This window comes from Dyella acidisoli, assembly GCF_030160295.1.
GTDB lineage: Bacteria > Pseudomonadota > Gammaproteobacteria > Xanthomonadales > Rhodanobacteraceae > Dyella_B > Dyella_B acidisoli.
The window spans coordinates 342,901-358,290 of record NZ_BSOB01000010.1 but is presented as its reverse complement, the minus strand read 5'-3'; the positions used below and the strand labels follow the sequence as shown (position 1 = coordinate 358,290).

The 15,390-nt window shown below is 61.0% G+C and carries 16 protein-coding genes and 1 tRNA gene; 9 read left to right on the top strand and 8 right to left on the bottom strand.

The features are described from left to right. Positions 1-233: 233 nt before the first annotated feature. The gene (locus QQJ86_RS06600; RefSeq protein WP_284320119.1) at positions 234-509 is read right to left on the bottom strand and encodes a hypothetical protein; all 276 of its coding nucleotides are present in this window, start codon (positions 507-509) and stop codon (positions 234-236) included. A gap of 76 nt (positions 510-585) precedes the next feature. Here QQJ86_RS06600 and QQJ86_RS06595 point away from each other — a divergent pair, with 76 nt between their 5' ends. Further along, positions 586-936: a Rieske (2Fe-2S) protein gene (locus tag QQJ86_RS06595; protein ID WP_284320118.1), complete on the top strand. Its 351-nt coding sequence runs from the start codon at positions 586-588 to the stop codon at positions 934-936. A 75-nt stretch (positions 937-1,011) separates the two neighbouring features. On the opposite strand, the gene QQJ86_RS06590 is transcribed toward QQJ86_RS06595, so the two are convergent. The 6 genes from QQJ86_RS06590 to QQJ86_RS06565 all read right to left on the bottom strand — a co-directional run bounded on the left by QQJ86_RS06590 (position 1,012) and on the right by QQJ86_RS06565 (position 8,668). Further along, positions 1,012-2,295, bottom strand: a complete 1,284-nt coding sequence (locus tag QQJ86_RS06590; protein ID WP_284320117.1) for a nucleotide sugar dehydrogenase — start codon at positions 2,293-2,295, stop codon at positions 1,012-1,014. A gap of 166 nt (positions 2,296-2,461) precedes the next feature. Then, positions 2,462-4,279, bottom strand: coding sequence for an SLC13 family permease (locus QQJ86_RS06585; RefSeq protein ID WP_284320464.1), 1,818 nt, complete (start codon positions 4,277-4,279; stop codon positions 2,462-2,464). A gap of 323 nt (positions 4,280-4,602) precedes the next feature. Beyond that, entirely contained in the window at positions 4,603-5,313 is a 711-nt protein-coding gene (trmB, locus tag QQJ86_RS06580) for a tRNA (guanosine(46)-N7)-methyltransferase TrmB (RefSeq protein WP_284320116.1), read from the bottom strand. A 158-nt stretch (positions 5,314-5,471) separates the two neighbouring features. Continuing rightward, entirely contained in the window at positions 5,472-6,272 is an 801-nt protein-coding gene (locus tag QQJ86_RS06575) for a thiazole synthase (protein WP_284320115.1), read from the bottom strand. 28 nt (positions 6,273-6,300) lie between these two features. Then, positions 6,301-6,501, bottom strand: a complete 201-nt coding sequence (thiS, locus tag QQJ86_RS06570) for a sulfur carrier protein ThiS (protein WP_284320114.1) — start codon at positions 6,499-6,501, stop codon at positions 6,301-6,303. Between the two features lie 103 nt (positions 6,502-6,604). Further along, positions 6,605-8,668 (bottom strand): DUF6600 domain-containing protein, encoded by a 2,064-nt coding sequence (locus QQJ86_RS06565; protein ID WP_284320113.1) that lies wholly within the window; start codon positions 8,666-8,668, stop codon positions 6,605-6,607. A gap of 215 nt (positions 8,669-8,883) precedes the next feature. Between QQJ86_RS06565 and QQJ86_RS06560 the strand changes: the two genes are divergently transcribed. From QQJ86_RS06560 to QQJ86_RS06530, 7 genes are all read left to right on the top strand, one after another. Next, positions 8,884-8,957 (top strand) — tRNA-Gly (locus QQJ86_RS06560). 93 nt (positions 8,958-9,050) lie between these two features. After that, positions 9,051-9,524 carry a Tse2 family ADP-ribosyltransferase toxin gene (locus QQJ86_RS06555; protein ID WP_284320112.1) on the top strand — a complete coding sequence of 158 codons (474 nt, stop codon included), beginning with the start codon at positions 9,051-9,053 and terminating at the stop codon, positions 9,522-9,524. 25 nt (positions 9,525-9,549) lie between these two features. Continuing rightward, positions 9,550-9,771 carry a Tsi2 family anti-toxin gene (locus tag QQJ86_RS06550; RefSeq protein WP_284320111.1) on the top strand — a complete coding sequence of 74 codons (222 nt, stop codon included), beginning with the start codon at positions 9,550-9,552 and terminating at the stop codon, positions 9,769-9,771. A 194-nt stretch (positions 9,772-9,965) separates the two neighbouring features. Beyond that, positions 9,966-10,424 carry an ATP-dependent zinc protease family protein gene (locus tag QQJ86_RS06545; RefSeq protein ID WP_284320110.1) on the top strand — a complete coding sequence of 153 codons (459 nt, stop codon included), beginning with the start codon at positions 9,966-9,968 and terminating at the stop codon, positions 10,422-10,424. Further along, the gene (gene rimK, locus QQJ86_RS06540) at positions 10,421-11,314 is read left to right on the top strand and encodes a 30S ribosomal protein S6--L-glutamate ligase (protein WP_284320109.1); all 894 of its coding nucleotides are present in this window, start codon (positions 10,421-10,423) and stop codon (positions 11,312-11,314) included. The genes QQJ86_RS06545 and rimK overlap by 4 nt, the downstream gene beginning before the upstream one ends. A 318-nt stretch (positions 11,315-11,632) precedes the next feature. Continuing rightward, positions 11,633-12,319, top strand: a complete 687-nt coding sequence (locus tag QQJ86_RS06535) for a response regulator transcription factor (RefSeq protein WP_115494911.1) — start codon at positions 11,633-11,635, stop codon at positions 12,317-12,319. After that, the gene (locus QQJ86_RS06530; RefSeq protein WP_284320108.1) at positions 12,303-13,592 is read left to right on the top strand and encodes a sensor histidine kinase; all 1,290 of its coding nucleotides are present in this window, start codon (positions 12,303-12,305) and stop codon (positions 13,590-13,592) included. The genes QQJ86_RS06535 and QQJ86_RS06530 overlap by 17 nt, the downstream gene beginning before the upstream one ends. A 76-nt stretch (positions 13,593-13,668) precedes the next feature. On the opposite strand, the gene QQJ86_RS06525 is transcribed toward QQJ86_RS06530, so the two are convergent. Then, positions 13,669-15,051 carry an L-serine ammonia-lyase gene (locus QQJ86_RS06525; protein WP_284320107.1) on the bottom strand — a complete coding sequence of 461 codons (1,383 nt, stop codon included), beginning with the start codon at positions 15,049-15,051 and terminating at the stop codon, positions 13,669-13,671. Between the two features lie 73 nt (positions 15,052-15,124). Between QQJ86_RS06525 and QQJ86_RS06520 the strand changes: the two genes are divergently transcribed. Beyond that, positions 15,125-15,382 carry a glutaredoxin family protein gene (locus tag QQJ86_RS06520; RefSeq protein WP_284320106.1) on the top strand — a complete coding sequence of 86 codons (258 nt, stop codon included), beginning with the start codon at positions 15,125-15,127 and terminating at the stop codon, positions 15,380-15,382. The last annotated feature ends 8 nt before the right edge of the window (positions 15,383-15,390 follow it).

Genomic DNA, 15,390 nt, shown 5'->3' with positions numbered 1-15,390 from the left:
CAGTATCCGAAAAGGATTTGCCGTCAGCTTAGGCGCGCCGCCTGGCCGTAGCTATCCGGATTTTGTGCTTAGAGCCTGTTCAATGTCTCAGCGTGGTTTGCATAGCCCCTGAGTGGTCGTCAGGTGGTCGTGAGTGGCGCAGCGCCTGACTGGCTGTCTGGTCAAGCCGCACGCGGCCGCATGGCGGCCACTCAGGGGCTATGCGGGCTGCGCGGAGATGTTGAACAGGCTCTTTAGTGATGGGCTACGGGGCGCGAGCTGTGGATGACCACGTATTCGCCTTCCAGCACTTCCGGCTGATGTGCCCGCTTGGCGGCACTAGGTACAGCGATTCGGCTGCGCTTCCACTGTCGCCAGACGAGCCACAGCGCACCACCCACAGCCAGCACGCCGGCCATGACCAGCCCGAACACCATCAGCACGCCCACGACAATCAGGCCCAGCACTACCGACAGAGCTTGAGCCAGCGGGTGACGACGACGGTGCAGCAGCGGTAGAACGACGCGCATGTTAAAAATCCGTGTGGTAAAATCAATGACTTACGCGCGTAACGATGAGGCCATAAGGCCCATAAGGCAAGTGCCGATGGAAACAGCAGCCTCCCCCCGCCGCCTATGCCGGCTTCACGACATGCCTGATGGCGAAGCCATGGCGGTGGACGTGTTGCTGCCTGATGGCGAGGAAAGCGTGATCCTGCTACGGCTGGGCGAGCGCGTAAACGCCTGGCTGAATATCTGTCCGCACGCAGGCCGCCGCCTGGACTGGGCGCCGGGCAAGTTCCTGGTGTCCAAGGGCATGCTGGTTTGCGCTGCGCACGGCGCCTGCTTCAGCGTGAATGATGGGGAATGCATCAGCGGGCCGTGCCGGGGTGAAAGCCTGCGAGCGATGCCGGTGCGGGTAGAGCAGGGCGATGTATTGCTGGACGTGTTGGAGTGATAACCCCAACATCCTCATGTTTGTGTAGATGGCGACGTTGGGGTTTGCACCCAAACCTACGATTGTCATTCCAGCCTACAAACGCGCGTCAACCAGTTCCTTTGGCAATACGCCCTTGATGTCGTACACCACGCCATTGGGCATGGTGAGCGCACGCACATCGTATGCGCCGCCCGCTTTGAATTGCGCATGTGCCACAGCGAGCACGACTGCGGCGTAGTTTCCCTTCATATTCACCTCAGCCAGCAGCCGCAAACCGTAGTGCTTGTGCGCTTCCTCGGCATCGGCCCATGGATCGTGCACATCAACCGCTGCGCCGAAACTCTCCAGTTCGCGCACCAGATCGACCACGCGCGTGTTGCGTAGATCCGGACAGTTTTCCTTGAACGTAAGGCCCATCACCAGCACGCGACTGCCGCGAATCGCATGGCCTTGGCCGACCATCAGCTTGATCACTTCCGCGGCCACGTGCTGGCCCATCGCGTCGTTGATGCGGCGGCAAGCGAGCAGAATGTCGGGGTAGTAGCCAGTCGATTGCGCTTTTTGGATCAGGTAGTACGGATCGACTCCGATGCAATGGCCGCCGACCAGACCGGGCTGGAACGGCAGAAAGTTCCACTTTGTGCGTGCGGCATCGAGCACATCCTGCGTGTCGATTCCCAGACGGTGAAAGATCAACGCAAATTCGTTGATCAGCGCGATATTGGCGTCGCGCTGCGTGTTCTCGATCACCTTGGCCGCTTCCGCCACTTTCAGACTCGGCGCCTTGTGCGTGCCGGCGGTGATGATGCGTGCGTACAGCGCATCAACGAAATCTGCCGCTTCTGGCGTGGAGCCTGAGGTGATTTTCGGAATCGTGGTAAGCCGCCGTTGCTTGTCGCCCGGATTGATGCGTTCGGGGCTATAGCCCACGGTGAAGTCGCGATTGAAATGCAGGCCGGAAGCGCGTTCCAGTTCCGGCACACAGATTTCTTCCGTCGCACCCGGATACACAGTGGATTCGTAAATCACCACGTCGCCTTGCTTGAGCACGCTGCCGACCATCTGGCTGGCGCGGATCAAGGGCGTGAAATCAGGACGCTTGTGTTCGTCCACCGGCGTGGGCACGGTGATGATAAAGACGTTGCGATCGCGCAATGCTTCCACGTCGGTGGTGAAGTGCAATTGTGTCGCTGCGGCGAGTTCTTCCGCGGAGGTTTCCTGGTTGCCATCCGTGCCGCGCTGCAAGGCTTCCACGCGAGCAGCATCGATGTCGTAGCCAAGCGTATCGAGTTGATGGCCGAATTCCACGGCGAGCGGCAGGCCTACGTAGCCGAGTCCGATAACGGCAAGGCGAGGGTCGCGAGGTTGTGTGGTCACGAATGTTCAGCCGGGTCGCATTTGGGATGACAGTGGAGTTTATTTGCCGTCATTCCCGCGAAAGCGGGAATCCACTTTGCTCTTCGGTGCCCCCGAAAATGGATTCCCGCTTTCGCGGGAATGACGGCCAAAAAAAGCGTTCCCCAGAATACCGTCAATGCAGGTTCTACCGATACATGAGGTTGACCGCTACCAGCGTGATCAACAGCACGATAAACGTCAGCGGCACACCCGCGCGCAGGAAGTCCCTGGCACTGTAGTCGCCAGGACCGGTCACCATCATCAGCGCCGGATGGCCGGAACTGAGCAGAAAGGTATTGGACGAGGACACAGCGACGATGAGCGCGTAAGCGGAAGGATTGCCGCCGGTAGCCACCGCCACGCTGATCGCCACCGGCACCATCATCACCGTGGCACCTACGTTCGACATCACTTGCGAGAACGTCAGGGTAAGCAGAGCCAGCGAGAGCTGAAGAACCCACGGCGATGCATGCCCCAGATGCAGCAGCACTTCCTGCGCCACCCAGGCGGCGGTGCCGGTCGAATCCATCGACCAACCCAGCGGAATCAGGCAGGCGGTGACGAAGATCGTCTTCCAGTTCACGGCGCGATAGGCCTCATCCATGTTCAGCACGCCGGAAAGCAGCATGCCGATCGCGCCGGTCATCATCGCGATGGACAAGTCGAGGTTGGTGAACAGCGCCAGGCTCTTGGCGAGCAGGAAGAAACCCACCGCCTGCCAGATCTTGTTGGGGCGCTGCTCCTCGCGCGGGATGTCAGTGACCACCACCAGGTCTTTGTCTTCGGTCGCATCCTGCAGCGCCTTCCAACTGGAATGCAGCACCAGCGTGTCGCCGGTGCGCAAGCTCACCGAACGCAGGTCGTCGCGATATACCTGCTCGCCGCGCGTCACCGCCAGCACCGAGATGCCATAGCGCTTGCGCAGACGCAGTTCGCCGACCGACTGCTTAAGGAAACGCGAGCTGGGCGGAATCACCGCCTCGGAAATGCCCGCGCGCGTAGGATTGAACAGTTCGCCCAATTGCCGCATGCGCGGCGACAGGCGACACAGCTGGTTATTGGCGAAGCGATTCAGTTCATCGCGCGGCCCAAGCACACCGAGCACCGAGCCCACCCAGATCACTTGATCGGCTGGCGGCGCCATACGCGCATCGTTGCCGCTCTTGATCGCCAGAATCAGCGGCGCGCCGTGCAATTGCTCCACTTCGCCGATGCTCATGCCGACCAGCGGACTTTCGGCGGTGACGGTGAGCTCTGCCGTCTCGCCGACGATGCCGTAGGTTTCGGCGAAGTAGCTCTCGGTACGGCCGGGCGTCACCTTCTGCCGCTCGTCCTCGCGCTCCGGCAGCAGTTTGTTGGTATAGAAGTAAAAGAACAGGACGCCGGCCACGGCCAGCGCCAAACCCACCGGCGTCACGCTGAAGAGCCCGAACTTCGGCACCGTCTGTGCGCCGGGCGGCAGGTTCGCATTGGCGCTGGCGATCAGGTCGTTGAGCACGATCAGCGGCGAGTTCGCGATCAGCGTGGTATTGGTCGCGGTGAGGATGCAGAACGCCATCGGCAACAACAGCCGCGAGATCGGCACGCCGGTGCGCGCGGAAAGACGGCTGGTAACGGGAATCATCAGCGCCGCCAGGGCCTGGCTGGGAATGATCGCACTGAACAGGCTGGTGACGGCGTTGATCACTACGCCAAGGCGCGATTCCTTGCCGCGCGCCATACGCATCACGAATTGAGCGGTGAGGCCGAGCACGCCGGCCCGATCCAGCCCCGCACCCATGATCATGATCGCGATGATGGCGATCACGGCATTACCGGCGAAGCCGTTGAAGACGCGATCGGAGGGAATGAGGCCGGTGAGCCCGATCACCACCACCACCAGCAGCGCCACCATGTCGGCACGAACCCACTCCAGCACCAGCATGAGCATGGTGAAGCACACTAGGCCCAACACCAGGATCATTTCAGGGGTGAGGGTCAGGGCCACTGTCTGTCGTCCCTGGCGAGGGCCTGATGAGGCTGGATGCGATGGGGCAACAGTGGCTTCACGCGGTGACTCATCCCTGTTTAACGCGGAAGTATAAAACTGGTTACGTGCTTGCTGGTGAATCGTTGCAGCATGCCGGTCGCGTTATGTGCTCCCTCTCCCCTTCGGGGAGAGGGCTGGGGTGAGGGGGCATTCTTGCCTTGAACAAAAATCGAAGTACGGTCCCATTGCGGTTTGGGGCAAGCCTTAGCCCCTCACCTCAATCCTCCCCCCGAAGGGGAGAGGAAGTGTGTGTCGTGTTAGACGTGATTTCGGCGTCGATAAAGCAAGTCCCACACGCCATGCCCAAGTTTCAGCCCGCGCCGCTCGAAGTGCGTCTCGATGCGCCACGCAGGCTTCTCGGCGAACTGGCCCGGCCCGACGTCGTTGCACCAATCGGGTGATGCCTCCATCACCTCCAACATGTGCTGCGCATAATGCTCCCAGTCTGTAGCCAGGTGCAGCAATCCACCCGGCGCCACACGCGTGGCGAGCAAGGCGATGAACTCCGGCTGCACGATGCGACGCTTATTGTGGCGCTTCTTGTGCCAGGGGTCTGGAAACCAGATGCGCACTTCGGCCAGCGCGCCGGGCGCGATCTCGTTCTCTAGCACTTCCACCGCGTCATGCTTGTAGATGCGCACGTTGGTGGCATCGCGCGCGGCCAGGGCATTCATCAGACGACCCACGCCCGGGCCGTGCACTTCCACGCCGATATAGTCGCGCGCCAAATCGTGCTCGCTCGCCCACGCCAGCGCTTCACCATTGCCGAAGCCGATTTCCAGCACGTGTGCTGCGTGCCGGCCGAAGCGCGCATCCAGATCCTGCGCATGTCCGGAGTAGTCGAGGCCGAAGCGTGCCCAATGGGTTTCGAACGCGCGCTGCTGGGCGGGCGTCATGCGGCCTTCGCGGAGGACGAAGCTGCGGATGCGGCGGAGGTGAGGGTTGTCGTGGTCGAAGGAGTCGGTCATGCGGAACGCTCTACTCCCTCTCCCCTCCGGGGAGAGGGTTGGGGTGAGGGGACAATCTCGCGTTGAAAGAAAATCGAAGCGTAGTTCCATTGCAGTTTGGGGCAAGTCTTGGCCCCTCACCTCGATCCTCTCCCCGGAGGGGAGAGGAGGCAAGACGATCAGCCGATCGTCCCATCAATCGGGCTCGACGCCGACGCAAACCGCTTGCGCGGAATCCGCCCCGCACGGAACGCCGCGCGCCCGGCTTCGATCGCCAGCTTCATCGCATGGGCCATCAGCACCGGATCCTGGGCGCCGGCGATGGCGGTGTTCATGAGTACACCGTCGCAACCCAATTCCATTGCAATGGCTGCATCGGACGCCGTGCCCACGCCAGCGTCGACGATGATCGGCACCTTCGCGTTCTCGATGATTTCCAGCAGGTTGTATTTGTTCTGGATACCAAGCCCCGAGCCGATCGGCGCGGCCAGCGGCATCACAGCTACACAGCCGATCTGCTCAAGCTTCTTGGCCAGGATCGGGTCGTCACTGGTGTAGACCATCACGTCGAACCCGTCGGCGACTAATTGCTCGGCAGCCTTGAGGGTTTCCACCACGTCGGGAAACAGGGTGCGTTCGTCGCCCAGCACTTCCAGCTTCACCAGCTTGTGGCCGTCCAGCAGTTCGCGTGCGAGGCGGCAGGTGCGCACGGCATCCACCGCGTTGTAACAACCAGCGGTGTTGGGCAGCAGGGTGAATTCACCGGGCGGCAGCGCGTCGAGCAGGTTAGGGGCATGGGGATCCTGCCCTAGGTTCACGCGGCGGATGGCTGCGGTGACGATTTCCGCACCTGCGGCCAGGGTGGCGCGGCGGGTCTCATCCAGGTCTTTGTATTTGCCGGTGCCAGTGAGCAGGCGTGAACGGTAGCTCTTGCCGGCGATGACCAGGGTATCGGTAGTGTCGTGGGTCTTGATGTTCATGCCTGGGGGATGTTTGGATGGCGCGGACTCAGCCGCCACCGATGGCGTGGACGATTTCCACCTTATCGCCTTCGCGCAGCGCGTAGCCTCCATGCTGGCTGCGCGGCACGATTTCGTGATTCACCTCGACGGCGACGCGTCGGCCAGCATAGCCGGCTTCGTGCAGCAACTGGATGACGGTGAAGTTGTCGCCGCAGTCGTGCGGGTGGCCGTTGAGGGTGATGTGCATCCGCCCATTGTAGCGGCAGGGCTTCCCGGTTGGCCTTATTTTTCAGGGTCAGGCATATGCACTGCCGTGCCTTGCTTGCGCAAGCGCACGGCAGCGCCAGTGGCTAGTGCTGCTGGCTGTCGCTCTTGGATGGCGGCGTGTAGTGCGGATGCGGCGCGTTCTGCTGTGGGTGAGCCTGTTGTTCGGGGCGCTGCATTTCCGGGCGAGCGTATTGCTGCTGCGGTGGTTGATAGCGATTCGGTTCCGGCTGATAAGCGGGAGCGCGCTGCTCGGACTCGAAACGCTGTTGTTGTTGTCGTTGCTGTTGCTCGATGACCGCCTGACGCTCGCGTTCTTCCTGCATGGAAGGCTGCGGGGGCGTGTAGTGAGGCGCTTGCTGCACAGTGGGTTGTGCTGGAGCGTAGCGCGGCGCTTGTTGTACCTCCGGCTGCTGCGGCAGGTAACGAGTTGCTTGCTGCCCCTCCCGCTGCGGGGGTTCGTAACGCGGTGCCTGTTGCACTTGTTGCACCTGTTGGGCCGGTGCCAAATGCGGCACTTGCGGCAATGCAGGGGCTGCCGGCCGTGGCGCGGCTTGTGGCTGCTCAGGTGCCGTGTAGCGCTGGAAATTCCTTCCCGAAACCACTCTGGGTGCATTGGGCGCGACATTCAGCACGCGCACGTTGGAAGCGGGTTGTCCGGCGTGAATCGGTGTGGCGGCTGCAACCGCCGGTGCGGGTGGGCGCACCGCCACCACTTGCCGGTTGAATCCAGCGGCAGGCAATGGGCGCGCGTTGACGCTCCGCGGGGGGGCGAAGCTTGTCGGCAACGGACGCTGCAGAGTGGCCGGCGAAACCACCGGCGCGCTAGCAAACTGCTTGGGATCTATGTGCACCTGATTGCTCTGCACATTCCGCGCGCTGGCGAAGGCCTGCGCGGGCATGGCAGTGAAAGCGTGCGGTGCGTCGCGATTGACGTAGTTCACGCCGGTAACCGGGCGCCCGTCACGATAGAAGTTGTACTGATTGTGGATGTTGTTGATCACCGTCACCTGGTTGACGGTGCGCGAGATGCGGATGTTGGTGACGTTGACGTTGGTGTAGTAGTTGCGTGATGCGCGATACCACGGGTTGTATACCTCATGCGGACCCAGTGGGAACCAACCCACCGGCCCACCGCCGCCGATCCCGACGAAAGCGACCAGCGCCGGTGCATAAACCGGTCGTACACGTGGTGGGCAAGGTATCCATCCCCACCGATTGCGAATGAGCGCCCAGCGGCCGTAGTGATAGGGCGCAAAGCCCCAAGGCGAGGAATCCACCCAAGTCCAGCCCCATGGGCCAATCCATACCCAGTGGCCGAAACGGTAAGGCGCCCAGCCGGCGACGACGGTGGTGGGGTACCACACGGTGCCGTAGTCCTCGTCTTGCTGCCAATCGCCGTATTGGTTCAGATCCTGTGCGCCGACCACGTCGCTCGGCACATATTGCGTGCTGGCCGTGTTGGCGTACTGCGCATCGCGATCGTTGCACCAGGCGTCGAATTCATCGCGGCCTTGGATGTCGCTCACGGTCATGTCGTTCAACGACGAATCGCCGAACTGATAGCTGCGCCCGCTGAACACTTCGCGTTGGGCGTTGTTTTCGCCATAAACGATACCGCCGCCGTCGAACGGGGTGACGGTGGTGCCGTTACCGTTGGCGCCGACGTCGACACGAAAGGTGCCGGGCTGGTTGATGACGAGTGCAAGCGTTGGCGTGTCGATCTCGTAAGTTGCGCCCTGATCGATATTCCGCACGGTGATGCTGAGCGTGCCTTGCGTCAATTCGAACTGACCAGTCTGGTCGTTGAGATTGAGCACACCGATATCGCTTTGGCCGCTGATGCGTAGCGAGGCGCCACCCAGATCCAACTCGGCGCGTGCGTCGGGGCCGCTGGAAAGCTTGTCGCCATTGGTCAACGGCCGATTGATGTCGGCTGCGCTCCAGTCGGTGCTGCCCGACGGCATCAGGCCCAGGTCGCCGGATGCATAGGAAAGCCGGGCGACGCGAGCCGGAGGGTCGGAGGAGGCGTCGCTGCCCTGGCTATCGTCCGTCTGGGCCAGGACCAAGCCAGTGCATAGCAGGAGCAAAGCGGTAAGCAGGATGCGCCACCCGCGCGAACCAAACTGGACAGCATTGAGCACACGCATGGGACTCTCCGTGTTGATGCACGCGAAACGGTCGCGCCCCGGGTTCTTCCGTGTATGTGTTCATCATCTTGCAGACGGATTATGAGTGCTGGCTTAGGGCCGCAGCGGCCGTTGCCGATGGTTTAGAAATGAGGATTCCAACCGGCCCTCAAAAGCAGGCGGGCGCATCTAGGATTCCCAAAAGCAGCATCCGCCGGTTACCATCGCCGGACGTTGCGGGTGTAGCTCAATGGTAGAGCTGTAGCTTCCCAAGCTACTGACGAGGGTTCGATTCCCTTCACCCGCTCCAATCCGCTCCGACGCTAGATTGCTTCGTTGAAAATCTGCCCGTAACACAGATTTGTGTGGCCTGCGAAGGCAACGCTGACTAGGGAGAGGGGCGATGGCGATTACAGATACCGACCTGTACCGGTCCGTGATGGGCAACGACTTCAAGAGCATCAAAGTCGGTGTCTATCCTGGCGATGGCGTGCTCGATCCTCGCTGGGAGCCGACCCAATATTTCAGCAAGAAGCTTGATAAGTGGGTGACCAGCCAGGCCGACGTCACTGTCGTCGGCGGCAAGGATGGTCCGGAAGTGCTGCCTGGGGGCGGCACATCACTGCATGACGTTTCGGGTTGGTTTCCCAGCAAGGAATTCTGGATTCCAGAGGGAACCGAGTACTCTGCGGAACTCATCGAGATCCGCAAGGATTCGAAGGTGAAAACCAGCCCTTACAACCCGAAACTCAAGGGTTACCACTATCAACTTGAACCGCGTACGCGGATGACTGTCCTGGCGTTCAAGGGGGCTTTGGACAACATGGCGCGAGCTGCGGTTGCTAGGCAGTGCGAGCTGGCCAAAAGCAACAGCTGAGGTCAAGATTCCATAGGAGCGTTCCATGCCCGAAATCAGCAATCAGACACTGATTATCGCGATTCAGGCTGTCGCCGCGGAAATCCGTGCCCTGCGTGAGGCCATGGCCAGTGGTGAGGCGGAGCCCGAGGAGTATCAGTTGCTCGAAGATCGTATTCAGGCGGCTGAAGACTTGGAGCACGCCTATGAAATTGCCGCGCGGACAGTGATCAATTTGCCGCCTTACGATGAATTGGTTGGAACCTGATCTCATGGCCGGTGCGCACAGCATTCAATCACTATTGTCTCGGTAAAGGCGTTCGTCACTTGTTGAGTTTGGCCGCCTACGCCAGCTACGCTAGCGGTGTTCCGCTGTGCGGCGTTAGCTAAATGTCACTAGCATCCGCTGCATCATTCCCTTTCGGCTCCCCTCCGAGATAACTCAAGACAGCGTGCGCTGACATGGCGGATGTGATCACACTCGGTTGGCGGGAACGCCTGGCATTGCCGCAGTTCGGCATTGCTTCGCTCAAGGTCAAGCTTGATACGGGCGCGCGCAGCAGTTCGCTGCATGTGGACGAACTGGAAACCTTCACTCGCGACGGCCAGACCTGGCTGCGTTTCATAGTGGGGTTGGGACGCCGCTCGGTACGGCAAGTACATTGCGAGGCACCGGCATGCGACCGGCGCGTGGTGGTGGATACCGGCGGTGGACGTAGCGAACGCTGGTTCATTCGCACCGAAGTGATGCTAGCCAATGATCGTTTCGAAGTTGACATAAATCTGACGGATCGCCGGCACATGCTGTTTCCTATGCTATTGGGGCGCACGGCGCTGGTCGGGCGTTTCGCCGTTGATCCCTCGCTTTCCTATACCTTGCCCAAGCTCGCGCAAACGCTGGTGCACAAGCATCCTTTATGAAAATTGCCATCCTCTCGCGCAATGCGCGGCTGTACTCCACCCAGCGCCTGGTCGAAGTGGCGCGCGAGCGCGGCCATGTGGTGCGCGTGCTCGATCCGCTGCGCTGCTATGTGCGCATTGCGCCAGGAGAAGTGGAGATTCGATACAAAGGCAAGGCGCTGCACGACATTGATGCGGCGATTCCTCGCATCGGCACCTCCAGCACGTTCTACGGCACTGCGGTGCTGCGTCAGCTGGAGATGATGGGCGTCTACACACCCAATCCCTCCGATGCGGTGCTGCGCGCACGCGACAAGTTGCGTTGTCTGCAGATTCTTGCCACCAAAGGTCTGGACATGCCGGTAACGGTGTTCGGTGACAACCCTGACGACACTACCGATGTGCTGGACATGCTGGGCGACCCACCGCATGTGATCAAACTCAACGAAGGCAGCCAAGGCACTGGCGTAGTGCTCGCGGAAAAGCGCAGCGCGTCGCAAAGCGTGGTGGAGGCGTTTCGCGGCCTGTATGCCAACTTCCTGGTGCAGGAGTTCATTGCCGAAGCCAAGGGCAGCGATCTGCGCTGCTTCGTGGTAGGTGGGCAGGTGGTAGCTGCGATGCAGCGCGAGGCGGTGCCAGGCGAATTCCGCGCCAACTTGCATCGGGGCGGCAGCGCCGTGGCGGCGAAGTTGACCCAGGCTGAGAAGCGCATCTCGGTGGATGCTGCCGAAGCGCTCGGCTTAGGCATCGCCGGCGTCGACCTGTTGCGTTCGAAGCGTGGTCCGCTGGTGTTGGAGGTCAACGCATCGCCGGGGCTGGAAGGCATCGAGGCGGCGTCGGGTGTGAATGTGGCCGATCACATCATTCGTCACTTGGAGCAGCATGTCAGTAAAAAATCGAAGCGTGCCTGATCTTCACGTACCCGCAACAAACGCTGGCTGCTCAACGCGTTAACCAAGCAGTGAGCACCGGTTAACTGCCACGTAACCGCTTCGCCCCTATAAAGACATCACTGTTTGTTTGCTCGCCACTTCAATCGCAAGTGCGACAGCAGACGACGGTATCGGGGCAGTAGCTTCAGCCCGGGTGCAGCGACGCACGGTCGCCGTATCCGGGCTTTTTCTTTGGCCGAATGCCAGCATTCAGCATGGCGCTTAACATTTGCGCTGCTCACTCGTTAAGCTTGGGCCACCTCCGGCCTGTGCGCCGGCTGCGTAGCGGAGAAACGCATGCGCGTTCTAGTAATTGAAGATAACAGCGATATCGCGACCAACATTGGCGATTATCTGGAAGATCGCGGCCATGTGGTGGATTTCGCCGGAGATGGCGTCACCGGCCTACACTTGGCCGTGGTGCACGACTTCGACGTCATCGTGCTCGACCTGACCCTGCCCGGCATGGACGGTCTGGACGTAGCCCGCAAGCTGCGCCATGAGGCCCACAAGCAAACCCCGGTGCTGATGCTGACCGCCCGCGATGCCCTGGAGCAGAAGCTCACCGGCTTCGAATCCGGCGCGGACGACTACATGACCAAGCCCTTTGCCCTGCAGGAATTGGCCGCGCGCCTGGAAGTGCTGGCGCGCCGCGGCAAGGGTCCACAGAGTCGCGTGCTGAAGGTGGCCGATCTCACCTATAACTTGGACACCCTTACCGTCACACGCGACGGCAAGTCTATCCAGCTCAACCCGATCGGCCTGAAGCTGCTGCAGGCGCTGATGGAAGCCAGTCCCTCGGTGGTCACTCGCCAGGATCTGGAGCAGAAAGTCTGGGGCGAGGAGTTGCCCGACAGCGACAGCCTGCGCGTGCATATTCACGGGCTTCGCGCCGCGATCGACAAGCCGTTCGAAAAGGCTTTGATCCATACAAGGCACGGCATCGGTTACCGAATGGTCGATCCGGATGCAGTCCAGGCGTAAGCTGCGGTTCCGCCTGATCATCTCGTTCGCGCTGTTCGGTTTCGGCCTCAGCGCGTTGTTTGCCGTGGCGTCGTTGTATGTGCGTGCCAAGGTCGAGAATCAGCTCATCAATGCCAGCCTGCAGAGCGACGTCGATCAGGCGGTGGAGAACACGCACAACGATCCTGGGCAGCCCTCACGGTCTCAGCTCATCGATGCATGGATGTGGAGCGACCGTACCATCTACAAAGCCCCGCTCGCGTGGCAGAACCTTGCGCCCGGCGTGTACGACATGCACGACGTGGACAAGGACGGTCGTACCAGGCACTACAAGCTTGCCGTAGCGCGCAAGTACGGCCTGGTAGGTTTCATTAGCTATGACATTAGTCGCGAGGACCTGGGTAAGCGCCAGCTTGTGACGTCGCTGATTGCATCCGTCATCCTGTTCAGCCTGCTGTCGTTGGCGATTGGTCTGTGGTTGTCGCGCAAAGTGCTGAAACCTGTTTCCGAGCTTGCGCGTCGCTTGCGTGATTTCCGCAAAGCGGGACGCGCGGAAACGCTGGCACCGCATTTCGCCGACGACGAAGTGGGTGAGCTTGCGCAGGCACTCGATGAATATGCCGCGCGGCTTACGTCGATGGTGGAGCGCGATCGCGAATTCAACTCGGACGTCAGCCACGAACTGCGCACACCCTTGGCGGTTATTTCCAGTACCACCGAATTACTGCAGGGCTCGCCCGATCTCACCGACAAATTGCGCGAACGCCTCAAGCGCATCGAACGCGCATCGCGGCAAGCCACGGAACTAATCGAAGCGCTTCTACTGCTGTCGCGAGCCGAGCGTCGTGGACCGACACGAGGCGAAACCACGGATGTCGCCAAAGTGGCTTCTGACGTGATCGACAGCCAGCGTCCACAGATACGCGACAAACCGATTGAGGTCGAGCTGGCCCATAGTGATGCGGTGACCGTCAATGCACCGGCGTCTGTCCTGTCGGTGGCGCTTACCAACCTGATCGGTAACGCCATCAAATACACGCTCGAAGGCCGCGTGACGGTGCAGGTGGAAAAGGGCCGCATCGACATCATCGATACCGGTCCCGGCATCAAGCCGGAAGATGCTGAACGCCTGTTCCAGCGTGGTGTGCGTGGCGAAGGTGCAGGTGGCAGCGGCGCGGGCTTGGGGCTCGCCATCGTGCGCCGCTTGTGCGAACTCTACGGCTGGGACGTTTCGATCAGGCCGCGCACGGATGCCAATGGCGCGGTTGCTAGCATCGTATTCGAGCGCGGATGACTGAGCTTTTTAAACATAAGCTTCCGACAAGCGAAAAGCTGCTCCCTCCCCTGCAAGCAGGGGAGGGAGCAAAGGCTCAGCATTCGATCACATTCACCGCCAACCCACCGCGCGACGTTTCCTTGTACTTGTCCTTCATATCAAGACCGGTATCGCGCATGGTCTTGATCACCTTGTCGAGCGACACGCGATGCTTGCCGTCGCTCTTGAGTGCCATGCGGCTGGCGTTGATGGCTTTTACCGCGCCCATGGCGTTACGTTCGATGCATGGAATCTGCACCAGGCCACCGATGGGATCGCAGGTGAGGCCGAGGTTGTGTTCCATGCCGATTTCGGCGGCGTTTTCGACTTGATGCACCGTGCCGCCGAGCGCGGCGGTCAAGCCGCCGGCGGCCATCGAGCAGGCTACGCCTACTTCGCCCTGGCAGCCCACTTCCGCGCCGGAAATGGAGGCGTTTTCCTTGTACAGAATGCCGACGGCGGCGGCGGTGAGCATAAAGTCGATCACGCCGTTTTCGTCGGACTTCGGGCAGAAACGATGGTAGTAGTGCAGCACGGCCGGCACGATACCGGCGGCGCCATTGGTCGGTGCAGTAACGACGCGTCCACCAGCGGCATTTTCCTCATTCACCGCGAGTGCGTAGAGATTCACCCAATCGAGAATGGTGAGTGGATCTTTGAGCGAAGCCTCGGGCTGGTTGCGCAACTCCGCCGCCATGGCTGGTGCGCGTCGTGACACTTTGAGACCACCGGGCAGCGTACCGGGGGAACGCAGGCCGCGTTCGACACAGCCTTGCATCGCCTTCCAGATGATCAGCAGGCCCGCGCGCACTTCAGCTTCCGTGCGCCACACTTTTTCATTTGCCATCATCAATTGCGCGATGGTCAGCCCATGCTGGTCGCACAGTGCAAGCAACTGCTCACCGCTGTGGAATGGATAAGGCTGCTCGGTGGTGTCGGCGACGATGCGATCTTCCGCTGCTTCATCGTGATTGACCACGAAGCCGCCGCCCACGGAGTAATAGTCGCGCGTGGCCAGCTCGTTGCCTTCGGCGTCGTACGCGGTAAAGCGCATGCCGTTGGTATGAAACGGCAACTTCTGACGCTTGTTGAAGACCAGGTCGCGTTTTTCTTCAAAATCGATCTCGTGCTTGCCAAGCACGCGGATGCGATGAAGAGTGCGCACACGTTTGAGGATCTCGGGAATCTGGTCGGGATTGACCGTATCCGGATGCTCGCCTTCAAAGCCGAGAATCACGGCCTTGTCGGTGCCGTGGCCGCGGCCGGTCATCGCCAGCGAGCCGTAAAGCTCCGCGCGTATGCGTGCGACGCGATCGAGCACGCCTTTTTCTTCCAGCCAGCGCTCGGAAAAGCGTGCGGCTGCACGCATGGGGCCCACGGTATGGGAGGACGAAGGGCCAATGCCGATCTTGAAAATGTCAAACGCGCTGACGGCCATGGGATAGTGTGGGGATGGGGGAGCCAGCTATTCTACGCGGGCGTTCTAATTGGGGCATTCTGCAAGCGCACGTATGGTCGATTTCGTGCTCTATCAACGCGATTACTGCCACCTGTGCGACCAGGCGCTGGCCGTGCTGGCCGAGGCGCGCCTGCCGGATTTCGATAGCGTATGGGTGGACGACAGCGATGAACTGGAAGATCGCTACGGCACGCGCGTGCCGGTGTTGTGCGATCTGCGCGATGGGCGGGAGTTGGATTGGCCGTTTGATGCGAAGACAGTGACGCGTTGGATCGATATCGACGCCCTCTCCCCTCCGGGGCGAGAGTGAGCTTGCGG